Genomic DNA, 16,965 nt, shown 5'->3' on the forward strand with positions numbered 1-16,965 from the left:
CCAGCTGACCGCGTACGGCCGGCGGTCCGCGACCGGCGCCGCGACGACGACGGGGTACGGCGCCGCGGCGGACGGGTCGCGCGGCGGCGGCCCGCCGGCCCAGGGACCGAGCGGGCCGGACACGACGAGGACGGCTCCGGGCTGCACGCGCCCAGCCTGCCGTACGCTCGTGCCTCGTGAGTGCCTGGGATGAGCTGCGCCGCCACATCGTCGAGAAGGCCGTCGTGCACGGCCGGGTCGTCCTGTCGTCGGGCAAGGAGGCCGACTACTACGTCGACCTGCGCCGCATCACGCTCGACGGCGCCGCCGCGCCGCTGGTCGGGCAGGTGATGCGCGACCTCACCGCCGACCTGACGTTCGACGCCGTCGGCGGGCTCACCCTCGGCGCCGACCCCGTCGCGACGTCGATGCTGCACGCCGCCCACGCCGCCGGGCAGTCGCTGGACGCGTTCGTCGTCCGCAAGGACGCCAAGCAGCACGGCCTGCGCCGGCGCATCGAGGGCCCCGACGTCACCGGCCGCCGCGTGCTCGCCGTCGAGGACACCTCCACCACCGGCGGCAGCGTCCTGACCGCCGTCGAGGCGCTGCGCGAGGCCGGCGCCGAGGTCGTCGCCGTCGCCGTCATCGTCGACCGCGACACCGGCTCGCGGGAGCGCATCGAAGCGGCCGGGCTGGAGTACCTGGCCGCCTACTCGCAGGCCGACCTCGGTCTCTAGGGCGTCGCCGGCCGCGGCGGATACCAGAGGCCGTCGCGCAGCTCGCGGTCGCCCAGCGGTTCGTCCAACTGGACAGTGACCGTGGTCTCCGGGTTGCCGACGCAGGTGAAGAACTCGCCCTCCGGCGGTGCGACCCGCAGCGTGATATCGACGGCGTCCTCGTGGTACTCGACGATCGGTTCGGCCAGCCGGTCGTCGGCGGGCTGGCCGCTGGAGCAGCCGATCTCGGACGCCAGGATCGTCACCGAGGTCGCCTCGGGCGGAGGTTGCTCACCGGGCAGCCGCCAGTCCACCGGGTTCAGGCCGTCGGCGAAGAACCGTTGCGGCTCGCAGCCTCCGCCTCCGCTGTAGAACGTCCAGGTGCCGTCTGCCTCCCGGCTGTAGATCGCCGTCGACAGGCCGCCCTCGGCCATGTTGTGCGCCTCTGGAGTGTCCTTCAGCCAGATCAGCAGGTAGGCAAGGGAACCGACCTGGTCGACCAGCGTCCACCTCTCGATCAGGCGTGCGGCGATGGGCGGTCGCGCCGTGGTGCGGACGGCGACGCCGAGGTCGCTGTTCGGATCGAGCAGCGGCCGTTCGGTGAGCACCGCGGGATCGAACGCCGGCCACCCTGGATTGCAGGTGATCAGCTCGGTCGCCGGCGGAGTGTCCGCCGGCTGGGGCTCGGCGTCGCCGGCGACGGGGACCAGGCCGCGTCCGGCCAGCCCGGCCAGCGCACCGATCGCCAGCACGGCCACGGCTCCCGCCAGCCGGCGTCGTCGGCGCCGGGCGGTGCCGACGCGGACCACGGAGTCGGCGAGGTCGTCGCCGCCCGGAGCGGCTGCGGCCCGGTCGTGCAGCGTGGCCCGCAGCGCGGTCTCGAGGTCGTGGTCAGACACGGGTCCACTCCTTCCGCAGCGTGGCCAGGGCCCGGGACGCGTTGGACCGGACCGTCGAGGGCGTGCTGCCCAGCAGTTCGGCGATGCGGGCGTCGTCGAGGTCTTCGTAGAACCGCAGCACCAGCACCGCCCGCTGCACCCGCGGCAGCCCGGCGAGCGCGGCCCACATGACCGACCGCTCGGCCTGCGTGTCGCTGTGGTCGTGCTGCGCCGGTGCGGGCAGGTCGGCCGGCGCAGTGGGCGCCTCGGCCGAGCTGCGCCGCCGCTTGCCGTCGAGGTAGGTGTTGACGACCATGCGGCGCACGTAGGCGTCGGGCTGGTCGGCCCGGCTCACGCGCCGCCACTGCCGGAACGCCCGCAGCAACGCCGTCTGGACGACGTCCTCGGCGAGGTGCGCGTCGCCGGTCAGCAGGTAGGCGAGACGCAGCAGCGGCTGCCGCCGGGTGACCACGTACTCGTGGAAGTCCACGCCCATGACTCTCAGACGTACCGGCCCGGCCGATCCGCTGCATCGTCCGTCCGGCGGGAATCTCCCGCACCCGCCCACGCGGTCGCCGGCCGGTCGGTACATTTGCCGCCGTTCCCCTGCGTGACAACACGCATACCCTTCTGTCAAGGAATCAGACGAACCATGCGAAAGCTCGGAATTTCTGCGCTCGTGGCCGCCACCCTGTTCCTCGCCGCGTGCGGGGGTGACGACGAGTCCGGCGACGACGCGACCGCCTCCAGCGAGGAGACCGCCGCCGCCGAGGAGACCCCGGCTGACGACGCCACCGACGACGCCGCCGCCGAGGAGGGCGGGGAGTCCGGCGCCACCGACCTGCAGGCCGCGCTGCTGACGGCTGAGGACCTGCCCGAGGGCGCGACGGTGTCCGCGTTCGACGTCGCCCAGCTGAGCAGCGCCGGCGAGAGCATGGCGCAGCTGCTCGAGGGCGTCACGTACGAGCCGGCCGACTGCCAGGCCTACGACAGCAACCCGCTGCAGAAGGACGGCGCCGAGGCGGCCGGCATGACGGCGACCTCCGGCACCGACGTGCTGGTCAACGCCGTCTACACCAACGCCAGCGCCGACGACGTCGCCAGTGTGCAGGAGTACTACGACCGCTGCGGCGAGATCACCATCAGCGGCGAGGCCGCCGGGCAGTCGCTCGACATGACGGTCCGCACCACCACCGTCGAGGCGCCGGAGGTCGACGCCGACGAGGTCCTCGCGGTCGAGACCGTCACCGAGTCCGCCGCCATGCCGTCCGTGCCGACCCGGGTCATCTACATGATCGACGGCGACCGCGGCGTCTACGTGGCCGGCAACCCGGAGTCGACGACGTTCGACCTGAACGCACTGGCCGCCGCCGCCCTGGAGAAGCTCAAGGCGCAGGGCTGACGCACCCCGTTCCACGCCGGGCCGCCCGTCGTGTGGGCGGCCCGGCGCCGGGTTACGGTGAGTTCCGTGAGCGACCAGGCGGCCCCCACGGCGGAGCCCGCGGCGGACCAGCCGAGCGACCAGCCGGGCGTCGGTCCGTGGCCGGGTCCCTGGCCCGACGACCCGCGGTACGACCCCGAGCTGCTCGAGCACGGCGACCGCCGCAACGTCGTCGACGCCTACCGCTACTGGAGCAACGAGGCCATCGTCGCCGACCTCGACCGGCGCCGGCACCCGTTCCACGTCGCCATCGAGAACTGGCAGCACGACTTCAACATCGGCTCGGTCGTCCGGACGGCGAACGCGTTCCTCGCCGCCGAGGTGCACATCGTCGGGCGGCGCCGCTGGAACCGCCGCGGAGCGATGGTCACCGACCGCTACCAGCACATCCGGCACCACACCGACCTCGCCGCGCTCGCCGCCTGGGCCAAGGACGAGGGCCTGCCGGTGCTCGGCATCGACAACCTCCCGGGATCGGTCCCGCTGGAGACCTACGACCTGCCGCGCGCCTGCATCCTGCTGTTCGGCCAGGAGGGACCCGGCTTGTCCGAGGCCGCGCGCGAGCACGTCACCGCCGTCCTGTCGATCGCGCAGTTCGGCTCCACCCGTTCCATCAACGCCGGCGCCGCGGCGGCCATCGCCATGCACGCCTGGATTCGCCGGCACGTCGTCCCCGGAGGTGCCGATGGCTGACCGTGTGCTGGTGATCGGGGCGGACGCCGCCGGAATGAGCGCGGCGTCGCAGGCGCTGCGGACGGCGAAGGCGGCCGGCCGCGACCTCGACGTCATCGCCGTCGACCGCGGGCACTGGACGTCCTACTCCGCGTGCGGCATCCCGTACTGGATCGGCGGCGACGTCGCCTCACCCGGCGCGCTGGTGGCCCGCACGCCCGAGGAGCACCGCGCCAACGGCATCGACGTCCGCCTGCTCACCGAGGCGGTGGCCATCGACACCGAGGCCGGCTGGGTCGAGGTCGTCGACCACGCGGCGGGACGGCGCGACCGGTTCGGCTATGACCAGCTGGTGATCGCCACCGGCGCGGCGCCGCTGCGGCCCGACGTCCCCGGTGCCGACGCCGCGGGCATCTACGGCGTGCAGACGCTCGACGACGGCGGCGCGGTCATCGCCCACCTCGGCGGCGACGTGCGCCGCGCGGTCGTCGTCGGCGCCGGGTACATCGGCCTGGAGATGGCCGAGGCGCTGGTCCGCCGCGGCCTCTCGGTCACCGTCGTCGACCGCGCCCCGGAACCGATGAACACGCTCGACCCCGACCTCGGCACCCAGGTGCACGCCGCCATGGAACGCATGGGCATGGACGTCGTCACCTCCGCGGCGGTGACGGCGTTCGAGACCGGCCCCGGCGGGGTCACGGCCGTCGTCACCGACGCCGGGACGTTCCCGGCCGACATCGTCGTGCTCGGAACCGGCGTGCGGCCGGCCACCGACCTCGCCCGGGCCGCCGGGCTGCCGCTGGGCCCGTCCGGCGGGCTGCGCACCGACGACACGCAGCGGGTGGCCGACGGCGTCTGGGCGGCCGGCGACTGCGTCGAGACGTGGGACCGCGTGCGCCGCGACTGGGTGCACGTCCCGCTGGGGACGCACGCGAACAAGCAGGGCCGGGTGCTGGGGACGAACCTCGGCGGCGGCGCGGCCCGGTTCCCCGGCATCGTGGGCACCGCGCTGACGAAGGTCTGCGACCTCGAACTGGCCCGCACCGGGCTGACCGAGGGCGACGCCGTCGAGGCCGGGCTCGACCACGTCGCCGTCACCATCGAGTCGACCACGCGGTCCGGCTACCTGCCGGGCGCCGAGCCGATCACCGTCAAGATGGTCGCGGAGCGCCCCACCGGCCGGCTGCTCGGCGCCCAGATCGTCGGCCGCGACGACTCCGCGAAGCGCATCGACGTGTGCGCCATGGCACTGTGGACCGAGCTGACGGTCGGCGAGCTGGCGATGACCGACCTCGCCTACGCGCCGCCGTTCTCGTCGGTGTGGGACCCGGTCCAGATCGCCGCCCGCAAGGCCGCCGACCGGCTCTGACCCGCGACCCTGAGACCAGCCTCAGGGTCGGCCCGTGCCCGCGGCTCGGGGAGGGTCGTGCTGGGGGACGACGTCGCGTGTCGTACCAGCGCCCGACGCGCGACGACGCACCTCGGCGGTAGCGTCGGTCCGTGCCTGTCATCCAGACCGAGGAACTGACGAAGCGGTTCCCGTCGACCACCGCGCTCGACCAGCTCACCATCGAGGTCGAGCCGGGCGTCGTCGGCCTGGTCGGCGCCAACGGCGCGGGCAAGTCGACGCTGATCAAGATCCTGCTCGGGCTGTCCTCGGCGACGTCGGGACGGGCCAGCGTCTTCGGCCTCGACGTCACCGCGGAGGGCCCGCGCATCCGCGAGCGGGTCGGCTACATGCCCGAGCACGACTGCCTCCCGGCCGACGTGTCCGCCACCGAGTTCGTCGTGCACATGGCCCGCATGTCCGGGCTGCCGGCCGACGCCGCCCGCGAGCGCACCGCCGACACCCTGCGCCACGTCGGCCTGTACGAAGAGCGGTACCGCCCCATCGGCGGCTACTCCACCGGCATGAAGCAACGGGTCAAGCTGGCGCAGGCGCTCGTGCACGACCCCGAGATCGTCATGCTCGACGAGCCCACCAACGGCCTCGACCCGGTCGGGCGCGACGAGATGCTGGCCCTCATCCGGCGCATCTGGTCCGAGTTCGGCATCACCGTGCTGGTGACGTCGCACCTGCTCGGCGAGCTGGAGCGCATCTCCGACCACGTCGTGGTCATCGACGGCGGCCGGCTGCTGCGGTCGTCGTCGACGTCGGAGTTCACCCGCACCAGCCAGACCCTGGCGGTGGAGGTGTCCGCCGAGGCCGACGCCGTCGGCGAGGCGCTGGCGGCGGCCGGGCTGACGGTGAAGCGGGAGGGCCGCCTGCTGGTGCTGCCGCTCGACGATGACGAGGTCTACGACCTGGTGCGCGACGCCGTCGCCGCCCAGGGCGTCGGGCTGATCCGGCTGGAACAGGGCCGCCACCACATCTCCGAGATCTTCGGCGAGGACCAGGGAGGAGCGGCCCGATGACGGACTCTCCGGCCGGCGTCATCCACGACATCGGCTACCGCAAGTACGACGGCCCCCGGCTGGGCCGCGGCCGGGTCACGCGGGCGCTGTACGCGCACAGCCTGCGTGGCGCCTACGGCCTGGGCCGCTCGGCCCGCGCGAAGGTGCTGCCGATGCTGCTGCTCGGCGTCATGTGCATTCCGGCGTTCGTCATCGCGGTCATCGCCAACGTCGCGTCCGGCGTCACCACCGAACTGGTGCTGCCGTACTCGCGCTACGTCGTCGTCACTCAGGGCATCCTGACCATCTTCGTGGCCGCCCAGGCGCCCGCGTCGCTCTCGCGCGACCTGCGGTTCAAGACCGTCCCGCTGTACTTCTCCCGGCCGCTGGAGCGCTCCGACTACGTGCTGGCGAAGTTCGGCGCGCTGACGACGGCGTTGTTCCTGCTGATCGCGGCGCCGCTGCTGATCATGTACATCGGCGCGCTGCTGGCCGAGCTCCCGGCGGGCCGTGAGACCGGCGACCTGCTGCTGGCGCTGCTCGGCGCGGTGATCTTCTCCGCCGTGTTCGCCGGCGTCGGTCTGGTCATCGCCTCGCTGACCGCCCGGCGCGGGTTCGGCGTCGCGGCCATCATCACCGTCTTCGCGCTGAGCTTCGCCGCGGTCAGCGCCCTGCAGGGCATCATCCGCTACGAGGTCGACGACCCGACGCTGGCCGGCTGGCTGGGGCTGCTGTCGCCGATCACGCTGGCCGACGGCTTCCAGACCTGGGTGCTCGACGCGTCGTCCTCCGCCGTCGCACCCCCGCCGGGCGCGACGGGCGGCGTGGTGTTCGTGCTGGTGACGTTCGCCGTCATCGGCGCCTGCTGGGCCCTGCTCAACCTGCGCTACCGGAAGGTCGCCGTCTCATGAGCCCCTCGGTCCTGTCCGTCGACACCGTCTCGCGCTGGTTCGGCAACGTCGTCGCCGTCAACGACGTCACCATGACCATCGGGCCGGGCATCACCGGCCTGCTCGGCCCGAACGGCGCCGGCAAGTCGACGCTGATCGGCATGCTGGCCGGGTTCCTGGCGCCGTCGGCCGGGACGGTCACGCTCGACGGCGTCACCGTCTGGAAGAACCCCGAGGTCTACCGCACCATCGGGCTGGTGCCCGAGCGCGAGGCCGCCTACGACTTCCTCACGGGCTGGCAGTTCGTGCTGGCCAACGCGGAGCTGCACGGCCTGGCCGACCCCGGCGCCGCCGCCAAGCGCGCGCTGGCCACCGTCGAGATGGAGTTCGCCCAGGGCCGCAGGGTCGGCGAGTACTCCAAGGGCATGAGGCAGCGGGTCAAGATGGCCTCCGCGCTGGTGCACGACCCCGGCGTGCTGCTGCTGGACGAGCCGTTCAACGGCATGGACCCCCGGCAGCGGCTGCACCTCATGGACCTGCTGCGGCAGATGGGCGCCGAGGGTCGCACGGTGCTGTTCAGCTCGCACATCCTCGAAGAGGTCGAGCAACTGGCCCAGCACATCGAGGTCATGGTGGCCGGCCGGCACGCCGCGTCCGGCGACTTCCGCGAGATCCGCCGGCTGATGACCGACCGGCCGCACCAGTACGTCATCCGCTCCTCCGACGACCGCGGGCTCGCTGCCGCGCTGATCGCCGACGGCTCCACCGCCGCCGTGCACCTGGACGGCGCGACCGGCGTGCTGAGCGTCGAGGCGGTGTCGTTCCTGCGGTTCACCGAGCTGCTGCCACGCGTCGCGCGCGACGCCGGCATCCGGCTCTTCGAGGTCTCGCCCACCGACGAGTCGCTCGAGAGCGTCTTCTCCTACCTGGTGAAGAGTTAGGGGTACACCGACATGAACGCGACCGTTGTCCGGCTGACCTACCGGGCGCTGCTCGGGGGCCGGCGGGCCTGGCTGTTGTTGCTGATGTCCGTGCTGCTGCTCGCCATGGCCGTGCTGCTGCGCGTCACCGTGGGGGTCGACCACCAGGTGACCGCCGACTTCCTCGGCGCGGTCGCGGTGGCGGCGCTGGTGCCGCTGTTCGGGCTGATCGTCGGCACCGGCGTCATCGGCCCCGAGATCGACGACGGCTCCATCGTCTACCTGCTGTCCAAGCCGATCTCGCGGCCGAGGATCATCCTGAGCAAGTTCGCCGTCGCCGCCGTCGGGACCGTGCTGTTCGCCGCCGTGCCGACGTTCGTCGCCGGCCTGGTGATGTCCGGGACGGCCGGGCGCATCGCGCTCGGCTTCGGCGCCGCCGCGCTGGTGGCGTCGGTGGCCTACAGCGCGATCTTCCTGCTGCTGTCCGTGGTCACCCGCCACGCGGTCGTGTACGGGCTGGCCTACGCGCTGATCTGGGAGGGGCTGCTCGGCTCGTTCGTCCCCGGCGCGCGGACCCTGAGCGTGCAGCAGTGGTCGTTGTCGCTCACCGAGGCGATCAGCACCCGCGACCTGGTGTCGTCGGACGTGCGGCTCGCGGTGGCCGGCGTGCTGCTGGCGGTCGTCATCGTCGGCGCCACCTGGTACGCCGGCCAGCGGCTGCGGGTGCTCTCGCTGGCCGGCGAGGAGTGATCTCCAGCATCGCTCACGCGTCCTGACGTCCGGCGCGCTGCCGGATCAGCTCCTCGACGGCGCTCGGGAGCGTCGTCTCGAAGTCGATCAGCTTCGCCCACGTCGGCGTCACGACGATCCGCACCATGCTGTCGTAGAGCGCGCGCACCTGGGCCTCCCACTCGACGCGCTGCTCCGGCGTCATCTCGTAGCTGCCGTTCATCTGCAGGTACTCCTCCGGGATGCCCTCGACGACGTCCAGCTCGGCCCGGCCGCGCAGCAGCAGGATCTTCGGCGGGTGCACCTCGGTGTCGATCGTCAGGGCCACCGCGGGGTTGCGGCGCAGGGCCGCGAGCTTCGGCGCGTTCGTCGCCGTGCACATGACGATCTCGGTGCCGTTCCAGACGAACGCGATCGGGACGGCGCGCGGCGTGCCGTCCGCGGCGACGTAGGCCAGCCGCGTCACGTCGCGAGCCAGCAGCTCCTGGCTGTAGGGGTGGTTCAGGATCTCGGTGATCTCGTGCTGCCGCATCGTGGGCCTCTCCTTCGTCGTCGGTGGCCCTTCGCGGCCACTCACGACCCGGGGACGGAGCCGGTGCGGGATTCTCGACATCGACGGAGCGGGCGAAGCGTTGTCGGTGACAGCTGTTAGCGTCCGAACACGTGTTCCCGGCGCGATTCGGTCCGATCTGGAGGTCGACATGGATGCAGGTGAGGCCCTCACGCAGCTCCAGGTGCAGCAGTGGCTGGACCAAGAGGACGCGTGGATGCGCGACACGGTCCGCCGGCACGGCTGGGCGGTGCAGTATGTCCTGGGTGACGCGTGCTCCGGACCGTCCGGCTGCGCCTGCGGCGGGTCGCCCGGCGCTGATCCGCCGTTCGCTTATACCGTGGGCCTGTACGGCTTCGGCCACCCGGAGCTGCTGGTCTACGGGCTCGGCCAGCATGCCGCGTACGCGCTGCTCAACGAGCTGGGCGAGCGAGTGCGCCGGGGTGAGCGCCTCGACCCTGACCGTCCCCTCGCCGTCGGGGATGCGGCGTTCCAGGTGCGGTTCGTCCCGTTCCGTGACGACGGCGACCTGCCGGTGTTGATCTCGGCGCAGCGGTTCTACGAGGCGACCCAAGATCGACCGGTGCCGGCGTTGCGGGTCATCTGGGACGGCTGACTGTCAGCCGCCATCGAGAATGACGGCGTGACGACATCGGGCGTGCGGACGAGAGCGTGACGATCGCGCCGGGGCGTGGTCGTCAGGATGTCGGCGTCGTTGTCACGATGTCGGTGGCTGCTGCCTCGGCACGCCGCCGATCGGGACATCCGCGGTGACTCGTCCGTGCTATCTCGATGCTCATCCAGGATCGACCACCTGATGCTGTGGTCGATCCTGGATGAACACACTGAAAGGTCCGGCGGCGGCTAACACACGCGCCGGCCAGTGCCGCCCGGCATGTCGACACCAGTGCCAACAGATGGCATCAGCGTCTACACCCTGCGGGCGTGGCCGCACTCTGGCGCTGACAACGCCTCCCGACGCCCCGCCCTCCCACCACGTCGCCGAATCATCCTCAGGTCCGCGGTCCATGACGTTGTCAGTGGCAGCTGTTAGGGTTCGAACTCCTGTTCCCCTTGAGGTCCCCGGAGGTCCACCATGGCGTTGGGCGCCTGCACGCCCCTTCAACAGCAACAGTGGCAGGACCAGGAGGACGCGTGGATGCGCGACACCGTCCGCCGGCACGGCTGGGCGGTCCAGTACGCCGCGGGTGCCCCGCCGTTCGCCTACACGGTCGGGCTGTACGGCCTCGGCCACGCGGAGCTGCTGGTCTACGGGCTCGACCTGCAGGCCAGTGCCTGGGTGCTGAACCAGCTCGGCGACAAGATCCGCGACGGCGAGCGGTTCGGCCCGGGGCGGCCCCTGCGGCTGGCCGGCTGGGCGCACCGGCTGCAGCTGTTCCCGTTCCACGACGGCGACGACCCGCCGGTGCTGGGGTCGGCGCAGCGCTTCTACGGGCGCGATGCCGCCGACCCGGTGCCCGCCCTCCAGCTCATCTGGGACGACGCCGCCGGGCGGTTCCCGTGGGAGGACGGGTACGAGCTGCCGGCCGGGCTGCAGCCCGCACCGCGTCCGCACTCGCCTCGCTGAGGCGAGCAAGCCTCGGCGGCACGTGCCGTCACGTCACGTGCCGCCGGGCTGAATGCGCCGGTGCCGTCCCCGTGTCAGCCGTGGGCGGCCTCGGCGGGGGGCTTGCCGGCGCGGGATTCGTCGCTGTGGTGGCGGCGCCAGCGACCCAGCCGGCTGTGCCGGCCGTCGTCCGCCACGGTGTCGTCGGTGGAGCCGGCGACCGGCGTGGCCGCGGTCGCCGGGTAACCGGCGACGTCGCGGTCGTCGTCCACCTCCTGGGTGGCCACCTTCTGGCGCAGGTACCTGATCTCCGTCCGCCGGGCGCGTGCGGCACGCAGGCCGCCGGCCAGCGCTGCCACGGCCGCCAGCACGACGAGCATGGTGACGGCGCCGGCGATGAACACGCCCCACACCGGGATCTCGGCGTCCAGGCCGAACTCTTCGAGCATCACCTGACCGGTCCCGTCCGTCGCGATCACGTAGATGGCGGCGCCGGCGACCACGAATAACAACAATGCGAGCACGATCAACATGGCTTCCGACCTCCTCCGGGGGTCTGCACTCGCCACATACCCGCCCGACCGCGGGTCAAACGGGCGGTCAGGGCCGCAACAGCTGCGCCGGCCCGGCGACGACGCGGTGTGCGCCGCCGTCGAGAAGGGTCTGCCGCGAGGCGCCCGTGCTGATCCCGATCACCAGGCCGACCCTCGCGTCCAGCGCCGACCGCAGGCCCGGCACGGTGTCCTCCAGCGCGACGGCGTCGGAGGGCGCGACGCCGAGGGCGTCGGCGCCGGCCAGGTAGGGCGCCGGGTCGGGCTTGCCGGTGGGCGTCGCCTCCGCGGTGACCAGCGCGGCGAAGTGCTCGCGGACGCCCAGCACGTCGCCCACCGCATGGTCGGCCCAGGCCCGTCCGGCCGAGGTCACCAGCGCGACGAGGATGCCGGCCGCGTCGAGGCGCCTGATCAGCTCGGCCGCTCCGGGAATCGGCCGCAGCGGGTGGGCGTCGTGGTCGAGATGGGCCAGGACACCCTCGACCAGCGTGGTGGTGTCTTCGCCGGCCCACGGCCCGGGGAGCTGCGCGAACACCTCGGCGCCGCGACGTCCGGCGAACTCGCGGAGGACCTCAGGGTCGAGGTCCCAGCCGCGGGCCATGAAGTAGGAACGGTAGGCGGCCTGGTTGGCCGGCTCGCTGTCGACGAGGGTGCCGTCGAGGTCGAGCAGCGCGGCCCGCCGGCCGGCGAACGCCGGGTCGAGCCCGGCGCTCACCGGGCCCACGTGAACAGCGCGTCGCCCGCGTCGACCGGGCCGGCCGGGCGCTGCCCGGTGAGGTCGCCGGCCGTGGCCTCGAGGGCGATCACCGGCACCACCGGCGACCGGCCGCTGGTCTCGACGGCGGCGGGGTCCCAGGTGACGACGGCGTCGCCGGCGGCCACCTCGTCGCCCTCCGTGACGTGCAGCTCGAATCCCTCGCCGGCCAGCTGGACGGTGTCGATGCCGAGGTGGGTGAGCACGCCGGCGCCGTCGTCGGTCTGGACGACGAACGCGTGAGGATGCAGCTTGACCAGCCGGCCCGCCACCGGCGCGACCGCCGTCACCGGGCCGGTTCGGACGGGGTCGACCGCCAGCCCGGGGCCGACCAGCGCCTGGGCGAACACCGGGTCAGGCACCTCGGCCAGCTCGATGATCCGCCCGGGCACGGGGGACAGCACGTCGAGCTGGGTCACATCAGATCCTCGATGTCGGTGGCGATGGTGTCCGCCTCGGGCCCGACGACGACCTGCACGACCTGGCCGGACGAGATGACGCCGAACGCACCGGCGGCCTTCAGCGCCTTCTCGTCGACCTTGGACGAGTCGTGTACCTCGGTGCGCAGCCGCGTGGCGCACGGCTCGATCTCGACGATGTTGTCGGCGCCGCCCAGCGCCGCCAGGATCTGCTCGGCCTTGTCCATGTGTCCCTCCGATTGACGTGTGAGAGCGGCCGGCTCAGTTGCCGGCCGGGTCGGTCTGGGTGACCTTCGAGAGCCCGCGGGGCGCGTCCGGGTCGAGGCCGAGCTTGCGCGCCAGCGCCTCGACCGTCAACTGGGCGGGCACGACGAGCGCCAGCGGCGCCACCAGCTCGGGCAGCGCCGGCCCCGGCACGCAGACGTCGACGGCGCCGGCGAAACCGGTGTCGCCGCCGATGCCGATCGTCGCGGCGGCGCCGCGGCGGCGCAGGTCGTGCGCCAGCTCCGTCAACCCCGACACCATCGGGCCGTCGCCCGCGGACACCAGCAGCGCCACGTGCTCGGCGTCGACGACGGCGATCGGCCCGTGCCGCAGGTCGGCGTAGGACAGTCCGCGCACCGGGCGCAGGCAGGTCTCCTCCAGCTTCAGCGCCGCCTCCAGCGCCGTGCCGAACGTCACCCCACGCCCGCTGACCAGCGTCTCCGGCGTGGACGCCAGCCGCTCGGCCGCCTCGTCGACGCCTTCGCGCCGCTCGATCAGCCGCTGGACCTCGCCCGGGACGCGGTCGAGCTCGGCGTCGAGGGTGCCCGGCTTGGCGGCGAGCGCGTCGGCCAGCACCGCCATCGCCGCCAGCTGGGTGGTGTACGACTTCGTCGCGGGCACCGCGAGCTCGGTGCCGGCCCGCGTGACCAGCGCGAGGTCGGCGGCGCCGGCGAGCGCGCTGCCGCCGTCGTTGGTGACGGCGATGGTGCGCGCCCCGTGAGCGGCGGCCCACGCCTGCGTCTCGACGATCTCCGCGGTCTCGCCCGACTGCGACACCGACACGACGACGGCCTCGGAGAGGTCGAGGTCGGCGTGGTAGTGCGTCGCGACGCTCGGCGCGGCCAGCCCACCCGGCACGCCGGCGTGCACCTCGAGCAGGTAGCGGCCGTAGATCGCGGCGTTGTCCGACGACCCGCGGGCGACGAACAGCACCACCCGGCGGCCCTCGGTGAGCGCCTTGAGCTCCGGTCGCAGCGGCAGCAGCGCCTCGAGCGTGCGGGCGAGCGCCTCGGGCTGCTCGGCGATCTCACGGGCCATGATGGTCTGGGTCACGGGGCGGTTCTCCTGTCGGTGGGTCGGTGACGGGGGACGGGCTCAGGTGGCGGCGCCGGGCGCCGACGTCCGCCGGCGCGGCACGACCGGCGGGTTCGGCCGGGCGACCGGCACCCACAGTGTGTACCGGTCCGAGCGGAATGCCGAGCGGCTGTACTCGATGGCGGAGTCGCCGGTGAACGCGCGCCGCGAGATCCGCAGCACCGGCTTGCCCGGCTTGATCTTCAGCAGCTTGGCCTCCTCGTGGTCGGCCTCGCCGGCGTCGATGGTGTCCTCGCCCCAGTCGGGGATCAGCCCGCGGGCGTCCAGCTCGACGTACACGCTGGCCGGGATGCCGTCGTCGAGGAAGCCGGGCAGCCGGTCGGCGGGCAGCCAGGTGTGCTCGACGGCCATCGGCTCGTCGTCGGCGTAGCGCAGCCGGTGCAGGTGGATGAGCTCGTGGCCGGGCGCCACCTTGAGCGCGTCGGCGATGTCCGGCTCGGCCCGGACCAGGCCCGACGTCAGCACCTTGACGCCGGCCGTCATGCCACGGCGGGTCATCTCCTCGGTGAACGAGGCCAGTCGCACCTGCAGGTCGACCTTGGGCGGCGCGACGAACGTGCCGCGGCCCTGGACCCGCTCGAGCACGCCCTCGACGACCAGCGCGTCGACGGCCTGCCGCACCGTCATCCGGGACACGCCGAACCGCTCGCACAGCATGCGCTCCGACGGGACCGGGTCACCGGGACGCAGCTCGCTGACGACGAGGCTGCGCAGGTAGTCGCGCACCTGGAGGTATTTGAGCGTCGATCGGCGCAAGGACAGCACGGGACTCGCATCGGGTCGGGGCCGTCGGAAACCGGCCGGCCGGTCGATTCGGGCTGCGCACCCCTTGACAAGCGTGGTGCGCAGCCACATTGTATGGGCCACTGGTCAAGTCATCTAGACCAGTTCCTACCAGTGTCCGAGATGTCCGGAAAGAGGGTCTCCGTGAACGTGGTCGACGGACCGGTGCCCAAACACCGGCAGCTGAGAGAGATCCTGCTCGCCATGATCGAGGGCGAGCTGGTGCCCGACGCACCAGTCCCCTCCGAGCGAGAGCTGGTGGCCCGCTTCAAGGTCAGCCGGGCCACCGTACGCGAGGCCGTCGGCAGGCTGGTCGCCGAGGGCCGGCTCTACCGCGTCCGTGGCAAGGGCACGTTCGTCGCGGCGGCCAGCATCGAGTCGCAGATGCACCTGTCCTCGTTCACCGAGGACATGCGCCGTCGAGGGCACAAACCGTCGACCGTGGTGCTGGGCGCCGACGAGACCGCGGCGCCGCCGCCGGCTCGCGCCGCGCTCGGCCTGGACGTCACCGACCGCGCCTACCGGATCGAGCGGCTGCGCTCGGCCGACGGCGCACCGATGGCGCACGAGGTGTCCTGGCTGCCGGCCGCGCCGCTGCCCGGGCTGCTCGAGCGCGACCTCACCAGTTCCGTCTACTCGATCCTGGCGCACGACTACGGCCGCGTCCTCGACTCCGCCGCCCAGACGGTGTGGGCCGAGGGCGCCGACCCGCTGCGGGCCCGGCTGCTGCGGGTCCCGCCGGCCGCGCCGCTGCTGGTCTTCCGCAAGACCTCCTACGCCGCCGGGCGGCCGATGGAGCACGTCACCTCGTGGTACCGCGCCGACCGGTACCAGGTGCACATGACGCTGGAACGCACTCCGCACACGGGCTCCGGCCCGGGTCATCACCTGTAGAGGAGAACGCACGTGGACCGTCAGATCGTCATGACCGCGAGAGGGGAGCAGGAATGAGCGCGGCGACCGCCGCCGCGACCGGGAAGCGCGGCTTCCCCGGTCTCGCGGTACTGCAGCGCATCGGCCGCAGCCTCATGCTGCCGATCGCCGTCCTCCCGGCCGCGGCCCTGCTGCTGCGGCTGGGCTCGAACGACATGCTCGGCGGCGAGCCGGGCACCGTCGCACCCGGGATGCCGGCCGGCCTGGCCCAGTACGACGGGCTGCACTGGCTGCAGCCGGTGTCGGAGGTCGTGGGCGCGGCGGGCGCGGGCATCTTCAACAACCTGCCGCTGATCTTCGCGCTCGGTGTCGCCATCGGGTTCGCCCGCAAGGCCGACGGCTCGACGGCGCTGGCCGCGGTGGTCGGCTACCTGGTCTACGACAGCGTCTCCGACGCGATGTCGCCGCACGTGCTCGGCCGGGCGGCCGAGGGCGAGACGCAGGAGCTGATCAACTTCGGTGTGCTCGGCGGCATCATCATGGGTCTCACGGCCGCCCTGCTGTGGCAGCGGTTCTACCGCATCAAGCTGCCTCCGTACCTGGCGTTCTTCGGCGGGCGCCGGTTCGTGCCGATCATCACCGCGGGCGTGGCGGTGCTCATCGCCGTCGGCATGAGCTTCCTGTACAAGCCGTTCGACGCGGGTCTGACGAACCTCGGCGAGTGGGTCACCGAGAACGACGTGCTGGGTGGCGGGCTGTACGGCTTCTTCAACCGGCTGCTCATCCCGCTCGGCCTGCACCACATCCTCAACTCGTTCCCGTGGTTCCAGCTGGGCGAGTACACGACGCCGGCCGGCGACGTCGTCCAGGGCGACATCTTCCGGTTCCTCAACGGCGACCCGACCGCCGGCGCGTTCATGACCGGGTTCTTCCCGATCATGATGTTCGCGCTGCCCGCCGCCGCGCTGGCGATCTGGCAGACGGCGAAGCCGGCTCAGAAGAAGATCGTCGGCGGCATCATGCTCGGCGCCGCGCTGACGTCGTTCCTCACCGGCGTCACCGAGCCGCTGGAGTTCTCGTTCCTGTTCGTCGCGTTCCCGCTGTACTTCATCCACGCGGTGCTGACCGGGACGGCGCTGGCGCTGACCAACGCGCTGGACATCCGCGACGGCTTCGGGTTCTCGGCGGGGTTCATCGACTACGCGATCAACTTCCGCATCGCCGAGAAGCCGCTCTGGCTGATCGTGATCGGCCTGGGCTACGCGGTCGTCTACTACTTCCTGTTCCGCTGGGTGATCATCAAGTGGAACCTGCGGACGCCGGGCCGCGAGGAGGAGGCCGAGGCGGTGCAGGCCTCGCTCGGCGAGGAGGCCGCGGAGATCGTCGGCGAGGAGCAGAAGGTCCCGGCCGGCGCGCCTGGACCGGCCGCGGCGGACCGCCCGGCGGCGACGCCGCCGTCCACCACGCCGCCACCGGCGCCCGAGCCGCCG

The 16,965-nt window shown here is 72.7% G+C and carries 21 protein-coding genes; 12 read left to right on the forward strand and 9 right to left on the reverse strand.

All coding sequences use genetic code 11. The features are described from left to right. Positions 1–176: 176 nt before the first annotated feature. Positions 177–716, forward strand: coding sequence for an orotate phosphoribosyltransferase (pyrE, locus tag DY240_RS28285; protein WP_119662995.1), 540 nt, complete (start codon positions 177–179; stop codon positions 714–716). Here pyrE and DY240_RS28290 read toward each other — a convergent pair. Next, positions 713–1,594: a hypothetical protein gene (locus DY240_RS28290; protein ID WP_119662996.1), complete on the reverse strand. Its 882-nt coding sequence runs from the start codon at positions 1,592–1,594 to the stop codon at positions 713–715. The two genes, pyrE and DY240_RS28290, sit on opposite strands and share 4 nt — an antisense overlap. Further along, positions 1,587–2,069: a SigE family RNA polymerase sigma factor gene (locus DY240_RS28295; RefSeq protein ID WP_407659430.1), complete on the reverse strand. Its 483-nt coding sequence runs from the start codon at positions 2,067–2,069 to the stop codon at positions 1,587–1,589. Before DY240_RS28295 ends, DY240_RS28290 begins: the two co-directional genes overlap by 8 nt. A gap of 156 nt (positions 2,070–2,225) precedes the next feature. On the opposite strand from DY240_RS28295, the gene DY240_RS28300 reads away from it, so the two are divergent. The 7 genes from DY240_RS28300 to DY240_RS28330 all read left to right on the forward strand — a co-directional run bounded on the left by DY240_RS28300 (position 2,226) and on the right by DY240_RS28330 (position 8,640). Then, the gene (locus DY240_RS28300; RefSeq protein ID WP_147375557.1) at positions 2,226–2,975 is read left to right on the forward strand and encodes a DUF5642 family protein; all 750 of its coding nucleotides are present in this window, start codon (positions 2,226–2,228) and stop codon (positions 2,973–2,975) included. A gap of 66 nt (positions 2,976–3,041) precedes the next feature. Then, positions 3,042–3,707, forward strand: a complete 666-nt coding sequence (locus DY240_RS28305) for a TrmH family RNA methyltransferase (protein ID WP_119662998.1) — start codon at positions 3,042–3,044, stop codon at positions 3,705–3,707. Further along, the gene (locus DY240_RS28310; protein WP_119662999.1) at positions 3,700–5,055 is read left to right on the forward strand and encodes an FAD-dependent oxidoreductase; all 1,356 of its coding nucleotides are present in this window, start codon (positions 3,700–3,702) and stop codon (positions 5,053–5,055) included. Before DY240_RS28305 ends, DY240_RS28310 begins: the two co-directional genes overlap by 8 nt. 131 nt (positions 5,056–5,186) lie before the next feature. Then, on the forward strand, positions 5,187–6,101 hold the full coding sequence (locus tag DY240_RS28315; protein ID WP_119663000.1) for an ABC transporter ATP-binding protein: 915 nt from the start codon (positions 5,187–5,189) through the stop codon (positions 6,099–6,101). Further along, on the forward strand, positions 6,098–6,991 hold the full coding sequence (locus DY240_RS28320; RefSeq protein WP_119663001.1) for an ABC transporter permease: 894 nt from the start codon (positions 6,098–6,100) through the stop codon (positions 6,989–6,991). The genes DY240_RS28315 and DY240_RS28320 overlap by 4 nt, the downstream gene beginning before the upstream one ends. After that, complete coding sequence (locus tag DY240_RS28325) at positions 6,988–7,911, forward strand: ABC transporter ATP-binding protein (protein WP_119663002.1); 924 nt, start codon at positions 6,988–6,990, stop codon at positions 7,909–7,911. The genes DY240_RS28320 and DY240_RS28325 overlap by 4 nt, the downstream gene beginning before the upstream one ends. 12 nt (positions 7,912–7,923) lie before the next feature. Beyond that, positions 7,924–8,640, forward strand: coding sequence for an ABC transporter permease (locus DY240_RS28330; protein WP_119663003.1), 717 nt, complete (start codon positions 7,924–7,926; stop codon positions 8,638–8,640). A gap of 13 nt (positions 8,641–8,653) precedes the next feature. Here DY240_RS28330 and DY240_RS28335 read toward each other — a convergent pair whose 3' ends face one another. Continuing rightward, a complete protein-coding gene (locus tag DY240_RS28335; RefSeq protein WP_119663004.1) occupies positions 8,654–9,151 on the reverse strand; it encodes a pyridoxamine 5'-phosphate oxidase family protein in 498 nt (165 codons plus the stop codon). 169 nt (positions 9,152–9,320) lie between these two features. Between DY240_RS28335 and DY240_RS28340 the strand changes: the two genes are divergently transcribed. Beyond that, a complete protein-coding gene (locus DY240_RS28340) occupies positions 9,321–9,785 on the forward strand; it encodes a DUF4262 domain-containing protein (RefSeq protein ID WP_119663005.1) in 465 nt (154 codons plus the stop codon). Positions 9,786–10,328: 543 nt separating this feature from the next. After that, entirely contained in the window at positions 10,329–10,757 is a 429-nt protein-coding gene (locus DY240_RS28345) for a DUF4262 domain-containing protein (RefSeq protein WP_158603035.1), read from the forward strand. 74 nt (positions 10,758–10,831) lie between these two features. Here DY240_RS28345 and DY240_RS28350 read toward each other — a convergent pair whose 3' ends face one another. The 6 genes from DY240_RS28350 to DY240_RS28375 all read right to left on the reverse strand — a co-directional run bounded on the left by DY240_RS28350 (position 10,832) and on the right by DY240_RS28375 (position 14,584). Continuing rightward, positions 10,832–11,269 (reverse strand): hypothetical protein, encoded by a 438-nt coding sequence (locus tag DY240_RS28350; RefSeq protein WP_147375558.1) that lies wholly within the window; start codon positions 11,267–11,269, stop codon positions 10,832–10,834. Between the two features lie 67 nt (positions 11,270–11,336). Beyond that, entirely contained in the window at positions 11,337–12,002 is a 666-nt protein-coding gene (locus DY240_RS28355) for an HAD family hydrolase (protein WP_158603036.1), read from the reverse strand. Beyond that, positions 11,999–12,460 (reverse strand): PTS sugar transporter subunit IIA, encoded by a 462-nt coding sequence (locus DY240_RS28360; RefSeq protein WP_147375560.1) that lies wholly within the window; start codon positions 12,458–12,460, stop codon positions 11,999–12,001. The genes DY240_RS28355 and DY240_RS28360 overlap by 4 nt, the downstream gene beginning before the upstream one ends. Continuing rightward, positions 12,457–12,687, reverse strand: coding sequence for a glucose PTS transporter subunit EIIB (locus DY240_RS28365; RefSeq protein ID WP_119663009.1), 231 nt, complete (start codon positions 12,685–12,687; stop codon positions 12,457–12,459). Before DY240_RS28365 ends, DY240_RS28360 begins: the two co-directional genes overlap by 4 nt. Before the next feature lie 34 nt (positions 12,688–12,721). Continuing rightward, on the reverse strand, positions 12,722–13,762 hold the full coding sequence (locus tag DY240_RS28370; protein ID WP_407659433.1) for an SIS domain-containing protein: 1,041 nt from the start codon (positions 13,760–13,762) through the stop codon (positions 12,722–12,724). Positions 13,763–13,819: 57 nt separating this feature from the next. Beyond that, positions 13,820–14,584: a GntR family transcriptional regulator gene (locus DY240_RS28375; protein ID WP_407659432.1), complete on the reverse strand. Its 765-nt coding sequence runs from the start codon at positions 14,582–14,584 to the stop codon at positions 13,820–13,822. Between the two features lie 141 nt (positions 14,585–14,725). Between DY240_RS28375 and DY240_RS28380 the strand changes: the two genes are divergently transcribed. Both DY240_RS28380 and DY240_RS28385 read left to right on the forward strand, forming a co-directional pair. Further along, positions 14,726–15,496: a GntR family transcriptional regulator gene (locus DY240_RS28380; protein ID WP_046767876.1), complete on the forward strand. Its 771-nt coding sequence runs from the start codon at positions 14,726–14,728 to the stop codon at positions 15,494–15,496. A 53-nt stretch (positions 15,497–15,549) separates the two neighbouring features. After that, a partial coding sequence (locus tag DY240_RS28385) for a PTS transporter subunit EIIC (RefSeq protein ID WP_119663012.1) occupies positions 15,550–16,965 on the forward strand: 1,416 nt, incomplete at its 3' end.

It is taken from the genome of Jiangella rhizosphaerae (assembly GCF_003579925.1).
GTDB lineage: Bacteria > Actinomycetota > Actinomycetes > Jiangellales > Jiangellaceae > Jiangella > Jiangella rhizosphaerae.

Coding starts and splice junctions, on each gene's coding strand:
- DY240_RS28320 (WP_119663001.1), top strand. CDS start 6,098: ATGACGGACTCTCCGGCCGGCGTCATCCACGACATCGGCTACCGCAAG.
- DY240_RS28300 (WP_147375557.1), top strand. CDS start 2,226: ATGCGAAAGCTCGGAATTTCTGCGCTCGTGGCCGCCACCCTGTTCCTC.
- DY240_RS28370 (WP_407659433.1), bottom strand. CDS start 13,762: ATGGCCCGTGAGATCGCCGAGCAGCCCGAGGCGCTCGCCCGCACGCTC.
- DY240_RS28340 (WP_119663005.1), top strand. CDS start 9,321: ATGGATGCAGGTGAGGCCCTCACGCAGCTCCAGGTGCAGCAGTGGCTG.
- DY240_RS28350 (WP_147375558.1), bottom strand. CDS start 11,269: ATGTTGATCGTGCTCGCATTGTTGTTATTCGTGGTCGCCGGCGCCGCC.
- DY240_RS28330 (WP_119663003.1), top strand. CDS start 7,924: ATGAACGCGACCGTTGTCCGGCTGACCTACCGGGCGCTGCTCGGGGGC.
- DY240_RS28325 (WP_119663002.1), top strand. CDS start 6,988: ATGAGCCCCTCGGTCCTGTCCGTCGACACCGTCTCGCGCTGGTTCGGC.
- DY240_RS28380 (WP_046767876.1), top strand. CDS start 14,726: ATGTCCGGAAAGAGGGTCTCCGTGAACGTGGTCGACGGACCGGTGCCC.
- DY240_RS28335 (WP_119663004.1), bottom strand. CDS start 9,151: ATGCGGCAGCACGAGATCACCGAGATCCTGAACCACCCCTACAGCCAG.
- DY240_RS28310 (WP_119662999.1), top strand. CDS start 3,700: ATGGCTGACCGTGTGCTGGTGATCGGGGCGGACGCCGCCGGAATGAGC.
- DY240_RS28345 (WP_158603035.1), top strand. CDS start 10,329: ATGCGCGACACCGTCCGCCGGCACGGCTGGGCGGTCCAGTACGCCGCG.
- DY240_RS28295 (WP_407659430.1), bottom strand. CDS start 2,069: ATGGGCGTGGACTTCCACGAGTACGTGGTCACCCGGCGGCAGCCGCTG.
- DY240_RS28365 (WP_119663009.1), bottom strand. CDS start 12,687: ATGGACAAGGCCGAGCAGATCCTGGCGGCGCTGGGCGGCGCCGACAAC.